Source organism: Vandammella animalimorsus, from assembly GCF_002288875.1.
GTDB lineage: Bacteria > Pseudomonadota > Gammaproteobacteria > Burkholderiales > Burkholderiaceae_C > Lampropedia > Lampropedia animalimorsus.
Genome location: NZ_NTBH01000008.1, coordinates 76,441 through 91,751 on the forward strand (window position 1 = coordinate 76,441; position 15,311 = coordinate 91,751).

At 65.0% G+C, this 15,311-nt stretch carries 12 protein-coding genes; 6 read left to right on the forward strand and 6 right to left on the reverse strand.

All coding sequences use genetic code 11. From position 1 onward, the window contains the following. Window positions 1-53: 53 nt before the first annotated feature. Both CLI93_RS11825 and ychF read left to right on the forward strand, forming a co-directional pair. Complete coding sequence (locus CLI93_RS11825) at window positions 54-284, forward strand: hypothetical protein (protein ID WP_124856135.1); 231 nt, start codon at window positions 54-56, stop codon at window positions 282-284. 186 nt (window positions 285-470) lie between these two features. Continuing rightward, the gene (gene ychF / locus CLI93_RS11830) at window positions 471-1,565 is read left to right on the forward strand and encodes a redox-regulated ATPase YchF (protein ID WP_095542802.1); all 1,095 of its coding nucleotides are present in this window, start codon (window positions 471-473) and stop codon (window positions 1,563-1,565) included. 112 nt (window positions 1,566-1,677) lie between these two features. Here the strand turns inward: ychF and CLI93_RS11835 are convergent, their stop codons facing one another. Then, complete coding sequence (locus CLI93_RS11835) at window positions 1,678-2,055, reverse strand: ArsR/SmtB family transcription factor (RefSeq protein WP_095542834.1); 378 nt, start codon at window positions 2,053-2,055, stop codon at window positions 1,678-1,680. Between the two features lie 87 nt (window positions 2,056-2,142). Between CLI93_RS11835 and CLI93_RS11840 the strand changes: the two genes are divergently transcribed. Further along, window positions 2,143-2,508 (forward strand): carboxymuconolactone decarboxylase family protein, encoded by a 366-nt coding sequence (locus CLI93_RS11840; RefSeq protein WP_095542835.1) that lies wholly within the window; start codon window positions 2,143-2,145, stop codon window positions 2,506-2,508. Window positions 2,509-2,608: 100 nt separating this feature from the next. Then, on the forward strand, window positions 2,609-2,806 hold the full coding sequence (locus CLI93_RS11845) for a YgaP family membrane protein (RefSeq protein WP_095540247.1): 198 nt from the start codon (window positions 2,609-2,611) through the stop codon (window positions 2,804-2,806). 289 nt (window positions 2,807-3,095) lie between these two features. Here the strand turns inward: CLI93_RS11845 and CLI93_RS11850 are convergent, their stop codons facing one another. Further along, window positions 3,096-4,292 carry an amino acid aminotransferase gene (locus tag CLI93_RS11850; RefSeq protein ID WP_095542803.1) on the reverse strand — a complete coding sequence of 399 codons (1,197 nt, stop codon included), beginning with the start codon at window positions 4,290-4,292 and terminating at the stop codon, window positions 3,096-3,098. A gap of 75 nt (window positions 4,293-4,367) precedes the next feature. Then, entirely contained in the window at window positions 4,368-7,088 is a 2,721-nt protein-coding gene (locus CLI93_RS11855) for a sensor domain-containing protein (RefSeq protein WP_238945857.1), read from the reverse strand. A gap of 68 nt (window positions 7,089-7,156) precedes the next feature. Here CLI93_RS11855 and uvrB point away from each other — a divergent pair, with 68 nt between their 5' ends. Beyond that, window positions 7,157-9,220: an excinuclease ABC subunit UvrB gene (gene uvrB / locus CLI93_RS11860; protein ID WP_095542836.1), complete on the forward strand. Its 2,064-nt coding sequence runs from the start codon at window positions 7,157-7,159 to the stop codon at window positions 9,218-9,220. 625 nt (window positions 9,221-9,845) lie between these two features. Next, a complete protein-coding gene (locus CLI93_RS11870; RefSeq protein WP_172424300.1) occupies window positions 9,846-10,427 on the forward strand; it encodes a copper chaperone PCu(A)C in 582 nt (193 codons plus the stop codon). Window positions 10,428-10,531: 104 nt separating this feature from the next. On the opposite strand, the gene CLI93_RS11875 is transcribed toward CLI93_RS11870, so the two are convergent. The 3 genes from CLI93_RS11875 to CLI93_RS11885 all read right to left on the reverse strand — a co-directional run bounded on the left by CLI93_RS11875 (window position 10,532) and on the right by CLI93_RS11885 (window position 15,310). Continuing rightward, complete coding sequence (locus tag CLI93_RS11875; RefSeq protein ID WP_238945858.1) at window positions 10,532-11,008, reverse strand: DUF302 domain-containing protein; 477 nt, start codon at window positions 11,006-11,008, stop codon at window positions 10,532-10,534. A 164-nt stretch (window positions 11,009-11,172) separates the two neighbouring features. Then, a complete protein-coding gene (gene dnaG / locus CLI93_RS11880; RefSeq protein WP_095542807.1) occupies window positions 11,173-13,182 on the reverse strand; it encodes a DNA primase in 2,010 nt (669 codons plus the stop codon). Between the two features lie 46 nt (window positions 13,183-13,228). Beyond that, window positions 13,229-15,310, reverse strand: a complete 2,082-nt coding sequence (locus CLI93_RS11885) for a TonB-dependent receptor (protein WP_095542808.1) — start codon at window positions 15,308-15,310, stop codon at window positions 13,229-13,231. Between the last annotated feature and the right edge of the window lies 1 nt (window position 15,311).

Consider the following 15,311-nt stretch of genomic DNA (forward strand, 5'->3'; position numbering starts at 1 on the left):
CTCGTTCCGAGACTTTGAACAGGCTCTGAACCGCTATGACAACACCCAACGCCATGAAATCTGCACTGATTCTGGCCGCCGCCTTGCTGCTGGGCGCTTGCGCCACATCGCAATCACCTGCCCACCAGCAGCAGCGCGGCAGCTTCATTGACCGTCAAGGCAACCGCGTCGTTCTGGACAAAAAGCGCCCGGCGGCATCGGCCTCCGTGGTGGAGGGCGCTGGCGGCGTCTATGAATGCCGCAACGGCCAATGCCAACCCTTGGCCCCAGTCCAAATCCAATAAAAGCAATGCGCCACCAAGCGTCTTGACAGGCCGGACGCCATTGGGCAAAGGCTGGCGGGGTGGGCGATGGCGCAGGATGGGGCAGGGCCGCTGCTGTTGGGCTGCTCATGTGGCGGCAGACCGCCGGGCAGGGGCAGGCCGCATAAAATGGCCCGTTTTTCTGCATCCCATCAGGAAGAGCACAGCATGAGTCTGCAATGCGGCATCGTGGGCCTGCCCAACGTGGGCAAGTCCACCCTTTTCAACGCCTTGACCAACGCCGGCATCGCCGCCGAGAACTACCCTTTTTGCACCATCGAGCCCAATGAGGGCGTGGTCGAGGTGCCCGATCCGCGCCTGGCGCAACTGTCGGAGATCGTCAAGCCCGAGCGCGTCGTGCCCGCCGTGGTGGAGTTCGTGGACATCGCTGGCCTGGTCGCCGGCGCCAGCAAGGGCGAGGGTCTGGGCAACCAGTTCCTGGCGCACATCCGCGAGACCAACGCCGTCGTCAACGTGGTGCGCTGCTTTGAGGATCCCAACGTCGTGCACGTGGCCGGCAAGGTCGATCCCATTGCCGACATTGAAGTCATCCAGACCGAGCTGTGCCTGGCCGACCTGGGCACGGTGGAAAAATCCATCCAGCGCTATGCCAAGCTGGCCAAGTCCGGCAACGACAAGGAGGCGCCCAAGATGCTGGCGCTGCTGCAGCGCATCCAGCCCGCGCTGGACGAGGCACGCCCCATCCGCACCCTGGGCCTGGACGCCGAGGATCTGGCCCTGCTCAAGCCGCTGAGCCTGATCACCGCCAAGCCAGCCATGTTTGTCGGCAACGTCAGCGAGGATGGCTTCGAGAACAACCCGCTGCTGCAGCGCCTGCAGGATTACGCCGCCAGCCAGGGCGCGCCCGTGGTGGCGATCTCGGCTAAGATCGAATCCGAGCTGGCCGGCATGGAGCCTGAGGATCGCGCACTGTTTCTGCAGGAGCTGGGCCAGAGCGAGCCAGGCCTGAATCGCCTGATCCGCGCCGCCTATGAACTGCTGGGCCTGCAGACCTACTTCACCGCCGGCGTCAAGGAAGTGCGCGCTTGGACCATCAAAAAAGGCGCTACCGCGCCGCAGGCCGCTGGCGTGATCCACGGCGACTTCGAGCGTGGCTTCATCCGCGCCCAGACCATCGGCTTTGACGACTTCATTCAATACAAGGGCGAGCAAGGCGCCAAGGAAGCGGGCAAGATGCGCGCCGAAGGCAAGGACTACGTGGTGCAGGATGGGGATGTGATGAACTTCCTGTTCAACGTGTGAGAGGACGATACAGAATCTCTTTTCACCCCTTCAAAAAAACACGGCCCACTGAGGGCCGTATTTTTTTATTGGCTGTGCACAGAGCGCCAACAAGCTCCTTGAGGGCATTGCCTCAAGCCGCAGCGCAGCCTTGGACTGGGGTGGCGCCATTGGCGCTGCTGCCCTGTAAGTTGGGGCAGTACAGCGTGTGCAGCAGCTGCAGCAGCTGCAGGATTTCGGGCTGGGCGATGCTGTAGAAGATGCGCTTGCCGTCGCGCCGGGTGCTGACCACATTCTCGCTGCGCAAGATGGCCAGTTGCTGCGACAGCGAGGGCTGGCGAATGCCCAGGGCTGCGGCCAGATCGCTGACGCAGCTCTCGCCCTGTGCCAGATGGCACAGCAGCAGCAGACGGTCTTCATTGGCCAGTAGTTTGAGTACGGTCACGGCTTGACCGGCGCCCGAGCGCATGAGCTCAGGCGTCAATACGGCAGTTTCAGCAGTTTCAGTCATGTGGGAGGGGGCGGAGGCCAGCATACAGTTCTTTTAAATATAAAATGTATTCCTGTTAATTGTATGGCAAGCTACAAGGAGTCGAGCATGAGCAAAAGCTACCGCGAAATTATCGAGCACACGTCGTCATGGCTGGCGCCGCTGCGCAAGGACATGCCGGACACCATGAAAGGTTTTGGTGCCTTGTCGCAGGCAGCGCTGGCCGATGGCGCGCTGGACAAGAAAACCAAGGAGCTGATTGCACTGGCGCTGGGCGTGGCAGCGCGTTGCGATCCTTGCCTGGGCTACCACGCCAAGGCGCTGGTGCAGTTGGGCTGCACGCGCGCCGAGCTGCTGCAGATGCTGGGCATGTGCGTGTACATGGGCGGTGGCCCATCGCTGATGTATGCTGCCAATGCGCTGGCCGCTTACGAGGAGTTTGGCGGAGAGAAGGCGCAGGATGCGGCGCAGTGATGCGCGCCACCGACTGGATATTGGATCGATGTTTTGCCGGCCCGGCTGTTGCAGGGCCTGGCAAGAGGAATGTGAAAAAGGAACGTGAAGGAGTTCTCGGATGAAATTCAATGTTGGCGGGATTGATCGCATTGCGCGCATCGTCGTGGGCTTGGTGCTGATTGCCTTGGCAGCCACGGGCACTGTGGGTTGGTGGGGCTGGCTGGGTGTGCTGCCGCTGGCCACCGGGTTGTTCCGTTTCTGCCCGGCCTATCCGCTGCTGGGTGTGAACACCTGCAAGCTGCCCAAGGATTCTTGAGAGCCTGTGCAAAGTCTCTGCACGGCTGGCAAGAAAGTGGATTGGGGCGGCCTGCTGCGTTGCAAAGCCTCGCCATAGCCCCAGCTATGGCTGCGTTTTGCGCCTTGCAGCCCATCCCAAACCACTTTTTGCCTGCTCGCGCCGAGGCTTTGAACAGGCTCTGAGGCAGGCGGCTGACCATTGCGAAAAAAGCGCCCGCAAATGCGGGCGCTTTTGCTTTTGCCAGACAGGATGGAAAGCTCCGCTTACGATCTTGCCCACTGTGTGGGCAGAGATCGTGAACAGGTTCTCACATGACCTTGGCGATGGATTCGCAGACGTGGCCAATGTTGTTCTCGTTTAGCGCGGCTACGCAGATGCGGCCGCTGTCCACGCCATAAACGCCGAACTCATTGCGCAGGCGCTCCATCTGTGCCTTGCTCAGGCCCGAGTAGCTGAACATGCCCACCTGGGTGGTGATGTAGGACAGGTCCTGTTGCACGCCTGCGGCTTTCAGGCCATCGACCAGTTTCTGGCGCATGGCCTTGATGCGGGTGCGCATCTGGGCCAGCTCCTGCTCCCACAGCGCGCGCAGCTCGGGCTTGCCCAGCACGTAGGCCACGACGGCGGCGCCGTGTGTGGGCGGGTTGGAGTAGTTGGTGCGGATGGCGATCTTGAGCTGGCTGAGCACACGCGCGGCTTCATCCTTGTTGGCGGCCACGACCGACAGCGCGCCCACGCGCTCGCCATACAGGCTGAAGCTCTTGGAGAAAGAGGTGGAGACCAGGAAGGTCAGGCCGCTTTGCACGAACTTGCCCACCACGGCGCCGTCCTCGGCCAGGCCTTGCGAGAAGCCCTGGTAGGCCATGTCCAAAAAGGGTGTGAGCTTGCGCACTTGCACAGCTTGCACGACGCGGTCCCACTGCTCGGGCGTGAGGTCGTAGCCTGTGGGGTTGTGGCAGCAAGCGTGCAGCACCACGATGGTGCCTTCGGCGGCGGCCTGCAAATCGGCCAGCAGGCCCTCGAAATCGATGCCGCGCTGAGCGGCGTTGTAGTAGCGGTAGGTGCCCACTTCAAAGCCCGCGTTTTGGAAGATGGCGCGGTGGTTTTCCCAGCTCGGGTCGGAGATCAAGACCTTGGCCTGCGGCAGCAGCTTCTTGAGGAAGTCCGCGCCGACCTTCAGCCCGCCCGTGCCGCCCAGCGCCTGCACGGTGGCCACGCGGCCCGATGTCACGGGCTCCGAATCCTTGCCAAACACCAGCTCCTTGACGGCCTGGTCGTAGGCCAGCAAGCCGTCGATGGGCAGGTAGCCGCGCGCCTTGGGCTCGGCTTGCAAGGCGGCCTCGGCCTGTTGCACTGCCTGCAGCAAGGGCAGCTTGCCGTTCTCGTCAAAGTACACGCCAACGCCCAGGTTCACTTTTTGGGGGTTGGTGTCGGTGGCAAATTGTTCGTTCAGGCCCAGAATGGGATCGCGAGGGGCCATCTCGACGGCGGAAAACAATGACATGAAGCGTCCTTGAAACGAAGGAAAAAGACAGGAAAAAACGCGAGCCGGCAATTGTAGGTGTTGTTGGTGTGCACTCTATGGCTCTGGTCGGTGGTTGCTGAACTGTGGTTGTTTGAGCCATTGGGCGAAAGTCTCTGCGCTCAGCGGGGGGGAGAACAAATAGCCCTGCCCGTAGGCCACGCCCAGGCTTTGCAGGAAGTCCCGTTGTGTGATGCGCTCCACGCCTTCGGCCACCAGGCCCAGGCCCAGGCCTTGGGCGATGGCTGCCACGGCCTGGCAAATGGCTGTGTCCGAGGAGTTGTAGGGCGCGCCTTGCAGGAACAGGCGCGAGAGCTTGAGGCCGTGGATGGGCAGGCGGCGCAGGTAGTTCAAGGCGCTGTAGCCTTCGCCGAAGTCGTCGATCGACAGCCGCACGCCCAAGGTTCGCAAATGCGAGATGGTGCGTGTGGTCAGCGGCTCGTCCTCGATCAGGACTCGTTCAGTGAACTCCAGCTCCAGCGCAGCGCCGGGCAGGTGGGCCTGCTGCAGGGCCTGCACCACGATGTGCGCCAGATCACCGGCGAGGAACTGGCGGTAGGAGACATTGACGGCAATGGGTACGGTGTTCAGCCCGGCGTTGCGCCAGCGGCGCACTTGTTGGCAGGCTTCGTTCAAAGCCCAGGCGCCCAGGCGCATGATTTCACCGTTGTGCTCGGCGTGGGCGATGAAGGTCTCCGGCGGCACTTCGCCCAGCTGTGGGCTGCGCCAGCGCAGCAGTGCCTCGGCGCCGATCAGCGTGCCGCTTTGTAGGTGTACCTGGGGCTGGTAGAGCAATTGCAGCTCTCCCTTGTCGATGGCGCTGCGCATCAGGTTGTCCATTTGCAGCCGGTCGTGCTGGCGCCGCGCCAGATCCTCGCTGTAGAGCTGCCAGCTGCCGTGGCCCCGGCGCTTGCTCTCGTACATGGCGGCATCGGCGTTTTGCAGCAAGGTATCGCTGTCGCGGCCATCGCGCGGAGCAATGGCAATGCCAATGCTGGCGCCAATGCGGATGCTCTCGTGCTCAATCTGAAATGGCTCCAAGAGTTGCTGCAGGATGCGTTGCGCCAGCGCAATGGGCATGCCCGGCTCGGCCGTGGGGCAGAGAAATACGAATTCGTCGCCGCCCATGCGCGCGCACAGGGCCTGCTCGCCCGCGGCGCTGCGCAGGCGCTGTGCGACGGCGCGCAGCAATTGGTCGCCGATGTAGTGGCCCAATGCGTCATTGATGACCTTGAAGCGGTTCAGATCGACATATAGCAGCGCCAGCAGGGGCGATTTGCCCAGCAGGCGCCTGTGCAGCTCCTCCAGCAGCGCGTCGCGGTTGAGCAAGCCGGTCAGCGGATCGGTGCGGGCCTTGTGCAGCAGGTTCTGCTCCATGTGCTTGCTGCGGCTGATGTCCTCCAGCGTGCCGCTGATGCGGATGGAAAAAGGGTCGAGCATGTCTGGCTCACCCTGCAGGCGCACCCAGTGCTCTGGCTCGTTGGGCTGGGGGTGGGGGCGCAGCTCCAGCGTGAAGGCCGTTTGCGTGGCCAGCGCCTGCTCCAGCGCTTGCCGCAGGCGCTGGCTGTCGGGCGGCATGAAGCAGGCCAGCAGCCCCCCCAGTGAGGCCGGCGGCTGCTCCAGCCGCAGAATGCGCAGCGCCCCTTGCGTCAGAAAGCAGCGGTCGCTGCCGCGCTCCCACTCCCAGGCGCCGGCGGTTGACAAGGCCTGCAGCCGGCTGAACAAATGCTGATCGCGCCGCGATTCGGTGATGTCGCGGATCAGCGAAACCACCTGCACCGGCGCGTCGCCAGGCCGGGCCGTGCTGGCAAAGCGGGGGATGGCGCTGACTTGCAGCCAGCGGAAATGCCGGTCATGCACGCGGTACAGGCCCATGATGCGGTTGAGCACGGGCTTGCCACTGCGTTGAGCAATTGCCGCTGGCGTTTGCTCGCGCGGCAGGTGCATGCCATGCGCATCCACTGTGGTCCAACTGTTGGAGTGGAAAGTGGCGCGCCAGTTGTCGTCGCCTGGGGCATGGTTGAGGATGCGCATGGCGGCATCGTTGATGTGCTGCAAGGAGCCCTGCGCATCGTAGACGACTACGCCTTGATCGATGGCCTCGAACAGCTCGGCGTAGTGGTCGCTGCTGTGGCTGTGCAGGCGATGGGCCAATACCAACCAGTGCGGCGGGGTGTGGCTGGCCGCCTGCAGCATTGCCATGGGGTAGGGCAGGGGCGCTGCGTACAACGCCAATGAGCGCTGGCCTGGCGCTTGCATGAAATAAGCCTGCCCTTGTCGCAGCGCCTGCAGCAGCTCCTCGTGCTGAGCGGCGCTCAATCCTTGCAGCAATTGCGGCAGTGGCTGCCCACGGGCTTGAGGGCGCGTTTGCTGAAACAGCGCGGTCGCAGCCGGGTTGACATCGATCACAAAGCCATCCGAAGCCAGAATGAACGCCGGTAGCGGCAGGCTGTCGAAGAGCTGCAGATACAGCACATCACCGCCTTGAATGCCCGGCGCTGAACGCGCTGCGGCGCTGCCTGGCTCGCTCGGCAACTGCGTTGCTTCGGCTGCTGCATCGGTTGCAGTGGCGCGGGCAGCGGTCAATGAGGGGTGGGAAGAAACGGGCGTAGCCATGGCCGTTATCGTAATGGTGCTGGTGCTGGTGCTGGTGCTGGTGCTGGTGCTGGTGCTGGTGCTGGTGCTGGGGCTGGGGCTGGGGCTGGGGCTGGGGCTGGGCAGGCACTTGCGTGCAGGGCAGGCACAATCTGCGTTTTGTCTGGTTGCGCCATGCCCCATGCGGCGCGCTTTGTCTCTTCGCAAGTTCCTGCACTGCCCCTGCAATGCGGCAGCATTCCTTGGCACCCATGTCCACAGCTACGCCCCCGGCCCCGGAGCAAGGCCAATTCGTCACCTTCCCCGACTCTCCCTTCCAGCTCTTTCAGCCTTACCCGCCTGCGGGCGATCAGCCCACGGCCATTGCCGGGCTGGTGGAAGGCGTACAGGACGGCGAGGTGTTCCAGACCCTGCTGGGCGTGACCGGCTCGGGCAAGACCTTCACCATGGCCAACGTGATTGCGCGGCTGGGGCGGCCGGCGATCGTGTTCGCGCCCAACAAGACGCTGGCGGCGCAGCTCTACAGCGAGTTCCGCGAGTTCTTCCCCAAAAACGCGGTGGAGTATTTCGTCAGCTACTACGACTACTACCAGCCCGAGGCCTATGTGCCGCAGCGCGATCTGTTCATCGAGAAGGACTCGGCCATCAACGAGCAGATCGAGCAAATGCGCCTCTCGGCCACCAAGAGCGTGCTGGAGCGGCGCGACGTGGTGATCGTGGCCACCGTCAGCGCCATCTACGGCATTGGCGCGCCCGAGGATTACATGCAGATGCGGCTGATTCTGCGCGGCGGGGGCCTGGCCAATCAGCGCGATTTGATTGCGCAACTGGTGCGCATGCAGTACCGGCGCAGCGACATGGATTTTGCGCGCGGCACCTTCCGCGTGCGCGGCGACACCATCGACGTGTTCCCTTCGGAAAACTCCGAGCTGGCGCTGCGCATCGAGCTGTTCGACGATGAGGTGGAGGCGCTGCACCTGTTCGACCCGCTCACCGGCCGCGTGGTGCAAAAGGTGCCGCGTTTCGTGGTCTACCCCAGCAGCCACTACGCCACGCCGCGCGAGAAGGTGCTGGCCGCCATCGAGACCATCAAGATCGAGCTGCGTGAGCGCCTGCAGCAGTTGCATGAGATGGGCAAGCTGGTTGAGGCCCAGCGGCTGGAGCAGCGCACGCGCTTCGACCTGGAAATGCTCAGCGAAGTGGGCCACTGCAAGGGCATCGAGAACTACAGCCGCCACCTCTCGGGCGCGCAGCCTGGCGAGCCGCCGCCCACGCTGACCGACTACCTGCCCGCTGATGCGCTGATGTTTCTGGATGAGAGCCACCAGATGATCGGCCAGCTCAACGCCATGTACAACGGCGACCGCGCGCGCAAGCAAACCCTGGTCGATTACGGTTTTCGCCTGCCCAGCGCGCTGGACAACCGGCCGCTGAAGTTCGCCGAGTTCGAGCAGCGCATGCGCCAGGTGGTGTTCGTCTCGGCCACGCCCGCAGCCTATGAGCAGCAGCACGCCAGCAAGGTCGTTGAGCAAATCGTGCGCCCCACCGGCCTGGTGGACCCGGAAATCGAAGTGCGCCCGGCGGCCAGCCAGGTGGACGACGTGCTGCAGGAAATCCGCAGCCGCGTGCAGCAGGACGAGCGCGTGCTCATCACCACGCTGACCAAGCGCATGGCCGAGCAGCTGACCGACTACCTGACGGAAAACGGCGTCAGGGTGCGCTACCTGCACAGCGATGTGGACACGGTCGAGCGCGTGGAAATCATCCGCGACCTGCGCTTGGGCAGCTTCGACGTGCTGGTGGGCATCAACCTGCTGCGCGAGGGGCTGGACATCCCCGAGGTCTCGTTGGTGGCCATTCTGGATGCCGACAAGGAAGGCTTTTTGCGCGCCGAGCGCAGCCTGATCCAGACCATTGGCCGTGCCGCCCGCAACGCGCGTGGCAAGGCCATTCTGTACGCCGACCAGATGACCGACTCCATGCGCCGCGCCATTGGCGAGACCCAGCGGCGGCGCGACAAGCAAATGGCCCACAACCAGGCCCACGGCATCACGCCGCGCACCATCCGCAAGCAGGTGCGCGACCTCATCGACGGCGTTTACAGCGAAAAAGCCGATCGGCAGAAACAGGCCCAGGCCCAGCAGGCCGCCTACACCGGCGAGCTGCTGGAGATGAGCGAGAAAGACGCCTCGCGCGAGATCAAGCGGCTGGAAAAGCAAATGCACGAGCACGCCCGCAACCTGGAGTTCGAGCAGGCCGCCGCGCTGCGCGACAAGCTGGCCCAGCTCAGGCAGCACCTGTTCGGCGCGGGCTGAGCCGGCCCAAGCGGCCCAAGCGGCCATGGCCGATGCGTACCGCCATCAATCGGTATGGCAACGGCGCGCGCGGCGCTGCAAATGGCGCTGCGCAGCCCACTGCATCGCCAACGCCAGGCGGCGCAGCCCGCGCGGCGCGCCAGGCGCTGTGGCTTGTGCCAGGCAAGGAGGTTGGCCGCTTGCCTGCAAGGCGCAGGCAGCGGCGGGATGGGCAGGGGCGCCTGAAGGGGCGGAAGGTGTGGAAGGGGCGGGAGGTGTAAAGGCAAAGGCAAGCATGAGTGGCTTGGGCAAGGCTGTGGATGACAGGCCCCAAGCATCTACGCCCCGCATGAAATGCCAGCGAAGCCACTGTGCGTTGTGCATGAAGCGCTGTGCCGGGCCTTTGCCAGTGGCACTGCGGGGCAACCCCTAGAATCCAGCGCTGATTGGCTTGAAACAAGGCATTTTTTCGCCTGCATAAACCGCTGCTGACGTGATTGAGCATCTGGCGCGTGCTGCTGGGCCATGCCTTGCCAACAGGGCGGCGCATCGCCACATGAAACAGGCCAAGGCTGCTTTGTGCATTGGGCGCGCTTTGAGCGTGGTGCGGCGCAGGCCCGTTTTCTTTTTTTCTCAGGAGTTTTCCATGTCTGTTTCTTTGACTTGTCTGCCCCGCATGGCTGCGACTGTGCTGCTGGGCCTGGCTGCAGTTGGCGCTGGCGCTGGTCTGGTGCAAGCGCAGGAGTACCGCCTCAAGGAGCTGGAGATCAGCGCCCCGCACGCCCGCGCCAGCCGCCCGGGCGTGCTCAACAGCAGCGCCTACTTTGCCGTGACCAACCATGGCCAGCAGGCCGATCGCCTCGTCAGCGCCTCATCCCCAGTGGCCGAGCGCACCGAGCTGCACGACATGAAGATCGAGAACGATGTCATGCGCATGTTCCAGGTCGAGGGCATCGAGCTGCCCGCTGGCCAGAGCCTGACGCTGGGCCAGGGCAACAAGCTGCACGTCATGCTGATGCAGCTCAAGCAGCCGCTGCAGGCCGGGCAAACCATTGCGCTGACGCTGCAGTTCGAGCAGGCCGGCACCATCGACATTCAGGTGCCGGTCAAGGAGCACAAGATCGGCGGGCACGAGCACCACGGGCACGGCCATGGCGACGGCCATGCCGAACACGGCAAGGGCCAGCAAGGTCATTCCGGCCATGAAGGCCACGGCAAGATGCACTGATCAAGAGCAACAATCGGCCGGGTAACGGCCAACACAAAAAAGGGGCCTTGGATGGCCCCTTTTTTTGGATCGTGGTGTGGCAGTGCTTATTGCACTTGCCGCACTTACTGCACTGCAGCCGGCACCAGTTTTTCCAGGCCAGCCAGCGGCGCGGTCACGTCCGCGGGCAGGTGGTGGCGCTGGCCCATGTAGCTGGCGGTGTTCATGGAGACGAACACATGGCCCTTGCCATCTTCCCAGACCAGCACTTTGGAGGGCAGGTCAATGGCCAGCGTGGGGGCCTGCTGCATCATCGGCGTGCCCAGCTTGGGATTGCCGAACACGATGACGCTGGCCGCTGGCATGTCCAGTTGATGGTCCTTGGCGGCTTGTTGGTGGTCGATGACGGTGAAGATCGTCAGGCCCTTGGCCTTGAGCGCCTCTTCGATGCGCTTGACCGATTCAGCGGCTGAATGCGCGCTTTGGACCGTCAGCAGGCCGTCCACTTCGGCCGGCTTCTTGGCCTCATCGGCGGCCATGGCCGTGCCGCCCAGCATGGCCAGGGCGAGCGCCAAGCTATGGAGTTTGGGGAGTTTCAGCAATTTCATGCTCCTTGTGTCAAAACAGGGCGGCAATGATAGGACATGCGGGCGCGGCGCGCCCGCCGCGTTTTGCGCCTTGCAGCCACCCTGACCTGTGCCATCCCGACCTGTGACGAGCGCCATTGGGTGCGGGCGCGATGCGCGGCGATTCTGGCGGCTGGGCCTTACTTCAGCGCGGCCAGGTGGCTGGTGAGTTGACGCAGCTTGGCGCCGGCCTGGCTGTCGTGGCCGTAGGTTTTTGTCACGGCGTCGATCTCGATTTGCAGCTGGCGGATCATGATGTGCTTGAGCGCGCTGGCGATTTCGTCGCGGTAGTCTTCCAGCGGGTGCTCGCTGATGCGCTGGATGTGCGGCAGCAGCCGGGCCAGGGCAGCGGGCGGGGCCTGTTGCAGCGCCGGCTGCAGCTCGGCCCAGCTTTGCGCGCCGTACTGCTGGTAGTGGTCGTCGAGCCAGGCAAAGAGCTGCCCGTCCGGTGCGGGCAGGCGGCACAGCAGGCCAAGGTCTTGCTGGCTCAGGCTCTCCAGCAGGGGCATGTGGGCCAGCAGCACGCAGGCGGCGTGTTCCTCGCGCCGCAGCGGGCGCAGGCGTTGCGGCGCGCGCTCGCCGGGCCAGGCCGCAGCAGGCGGGTATTGCGGCGGGCCGCCGTCGTGCATGCCGTCCAGTGGTGGCTCGTAGGGCAGGCCATGGTGCGGGCCGTCGAACTCATCGGGCCAGGCCTGCATGGGCGGCTCGTGCAGAGGCGGCATGGCGGCGGGGGCGTAGGCGCTGCCGAGCGCGCGCGCGCTGGCGGCGTCAGGCTGCGGATGCGGGCTACGCTGAGTGGGCTGAGGGCGCAAGGCTGCGGCCTGCTGTTGCCAGAGCTGCTGCAAATCCTCGCGCTCCAGTTGCGCGATGCGGGCCACCTCGTCACGGATTTGCAGCTTCAGCGCCCCTTCGGGCAGCATGGCCCACAGCGGCAGGGCGCGGTGCGCCATGCGCGCACGGCCCTCGGCGGTGGCCAGCTGACAGTCCTGGCTGGCCACTTGCAGCAGATATTGGCTCAGCGGAATGGCCAGCTCGACCTGCTCGGCAAAGGCTTGCTCGCCGCGCTCGCGGATGAAGCTGTCCGGATCGTGCTCCTTGGGCAGGAACAGAAAGCGCATGCTGCGGCGCTCGTCGGCAAAGGGCAGGGCGCATTCGAGCGCCTTGGCTGCGGCCTTGCGCCCGGCGCTGTCGCCGTCGAAGGCGAACACCAGCTGATCGGTGTGGCGCAGCAGCAGTTGCACGTGGTGCTCGGTGCAGGCCGTGCCCAGCGTGGCCACGGCGTTGGCAAAGCCCCACTGCGCCAGCGCCACCACATCCATATAGCCTTCGCAGACCAGCGCATAGCCCTGGCTGCGGATGGCCTGGCGCGCCTCGAACAGGCCATACAGCTCGCGGCCTTTGTGGAAGATGGGCGTCTCCGGCGAGTTCAGGTACTTGGGCTGGCCGTTGCCCATGATGCGCCCGCCAAAGCCGATGGTCTCGCCGCGCACATTGCGGATCGGGAACATCAGCCGGTCGCGGAAGCGATCGTAGCGGCGGCCGCTTTCAGCCTTGTAGATCACCAGGCCGGCGTCTTCGAGTTGCGGGTCGGCGTAGTCTGGGAACACTGCAGCCAGCGTATGCTCGCCCGGCGGCGCGTAGCCCAGCTGAAAGCGCGCCGCGATGGCGCCGCTCACGCCCCGGCCCTTCAGATACAAAATGGCCTCGCTGGCCTGCTTGAGGTGCTGCTTGTAGGCAGCAGCGGCCTGGGCGTTGAGTTCGACCAGCGTCTTTTGCTGCTGGCGGCGCTGCTGGCGCTCGGCCGCCTGCGTGGGCGATTCGCGCTCCTGGCGCGGCATGGGCAGGCCGGCGCGCTGCGCCAGCTCCTTGACGGCATCGACAAAGCCCAAGCCGGCATAGTCCATCAAAAAGCCAATGGCGTTGCCATGCTTGCCACAGCCGAAGCAGTGATAGAACTGCTTGCTCGGGCTGACGGTGAAAGAGGGCGACTTTTCCTCGTGAAATGGGCACAGCCCCAGCAGATTGGCCCCGCCCTTTTTGAGCGTGACATAGCGCCCGACCACATCGACGATGTCGGTGCGCGCGTTCAACTCGTCCAGAAAATGCTGCGGAATGGCCACGGCGTGCGGGCAGGAAACTGCCAGGGGCAAAGGGCCGCATTATCGCCGTGGCGTGGCAGGGTGCAGCGGGGCTTCTTCAATACGCCCAGGTCACCGTCAGCCCCAGGCTTCTGCCCGGCGCCACTTGCGCAAAGCTGCCCAGCGGGCCGTAGGCAAAGCCATAGCTGCGGTAGCGTTTGTCCGTCAGGTTGTGCGCGTAAAGGCTCAGCTCCAGTTGGGGCGATGGGCTCCAGGCCAGTGCGGCGTCCACCAGGGTGTAGGCCTTTTGCTTGAGCGCATTGGCGCTGTCGAAATAGTGCGCGCCGGTGTGGCGCAGGCGCAGTTGTGGGCGCAGCGTGGTCTGGCCCAGTGGCACGCGGCCCGTGGTGCTCAGGCTCAGACCGTGGCTGGGGGTGAAGGGGACGCGGTTGCGCCCGCAGCCTTGGCAACTGCTGGCGCTGTAGCGCCGAAAGCGCGCCTGGTTGACGAAGCCCGAGGCCGCCAGCGTCCAAGCCGGGCTGGCGCGCCACTGGGCCGATAGTTCCAGACCGCTGGAGCGGGTATCGCCGACGTTTTTCAGGGTTTGGGTGCCCATCTGGCTGTCGCCGTAGAGCTGGGCGTCGCGCGTGGCGATGCGGTAGAGCGCCAGTTGCAAACGCAGCCTGTCGGTGCTGTAGCGCGCGCCTGCTTCGATGCTGGTGGAGCGCTCGCGGCCAAAGCCTTCGGCATCGGCCAGGCTGGTGGGCGCGAGGTTGTAGCCCGCTGGCTTGTAGCCTTGCGCCAGGTTGAGGTAGCCGCGCCAGGCGCTGCTGAACTGGTAGCCCGCGGCCAGATGGCCCAAAGTGGTGTGCTCGCGCGTGCGGCGCTGGCCTGCAACGGGGCTGCCCATCATGTGCCCTTCAAAATGGGTGCGGGCGCTGTCGCGCGAGAGGCGCAGCCCGCCGGTGAGATCGAGCTTTTGAGTGAGGCGCCAGGTGATGTCACCGTAGGCGGCCAGGGTTTCGCTGCGGTTGTGCGAGTGGCTGTGCAGCATGGGGCTGTGTACGGGCAAAACGAAGTCGATGGTGTAGTCGCGCTGCTGGCGCACGTCCTGCCGGTACAGGCCGAACACGCCATTCCAGCGCCGCGCAGCGCCAGCCCGGGTGGCCAGGCGCAGTTCCTGCACGTTTTGCCGCCAGTGCTCGGGCTGCCAGGAATATTGCATGGCAAAGGGAAATTGCCGCGCATCCAGGTGCAGCCGCTGCGTGCTGGCAATGGCGCTGAGTTGCCAGTCCTGCCACTGGTACTGGCCTGAGCCGGTGAGGCTGTTGGTGCAGCGCTGCTGGCGCACTTCGCGCCAGGCCTCGGGCAAGCCGGGCATGGTGTAGGCGGTGCGTGCGTCGATAGCGTCGAAGGATGTGTAAACGTCTTGCTGAGCGCGCATGCAGTCGCGGGCGGCGGCAAGGCCCAGCTCCCAGGGCGAGGCGGTGGGCGCCAGTCGCAGCTTGAACCGCCCGGCGCGCGAGCGCGAACCGCCCAGGTCAGAGCCGAGTACGTCGCTGTGCAAAGGGCCGCTCGTGCGCTGGCTGGACAGCGAGGCGGCGCCGTAGAGCAGATCGCGCACCAGCGGGCCGGAGATGTTGGCCTGCGCCTGGTGCCCGCGGTGGCTGGCTACGCCAGCGCGCAGCAGCGCCTGCGCGCTGTTGTCCGGCTGGCGCGTGACGATGTTGAGCACGCCGCCCTGGGCGCTTTTGCCGTAGAGCGTGCCTTGCGGGCCTTTGAGCAGCTCCACCTGCTCGACGTCCAGCAGTGATTGCAGCGCGGCAGTGGGCACCTGCGGCACGCCATCGACGTACACCGTCAGCGCCGGGTTGTAAAAATCCTGCGCCGAGGTCACGCCGCGCAGCGTGATTTGCGGATAGAGCTGGCTGCCGCTGTAGGCCATTTGCAGCTCGGGGAACACGCGCCCCAGTTCCTGCGTGCTGGCTACCTGGGCGTCCTCCAGCGCCCAACGGCTGGCGACGCTGGCGGCGCCATTGAGTTGTTCCAGCTCGGCATCGCGCTTGCTGGCAGAGACGACGACGGCGGGCAGCGTGGCCGCCTCGCGGTCTGGCTGCGCGCTGTCGCCCGCTTGCGTGGCATACGCTGGCAGCAGCGCCAGGCTGAGGCAGCACAAGGCAAAAGGTGGATGAATGCGCATG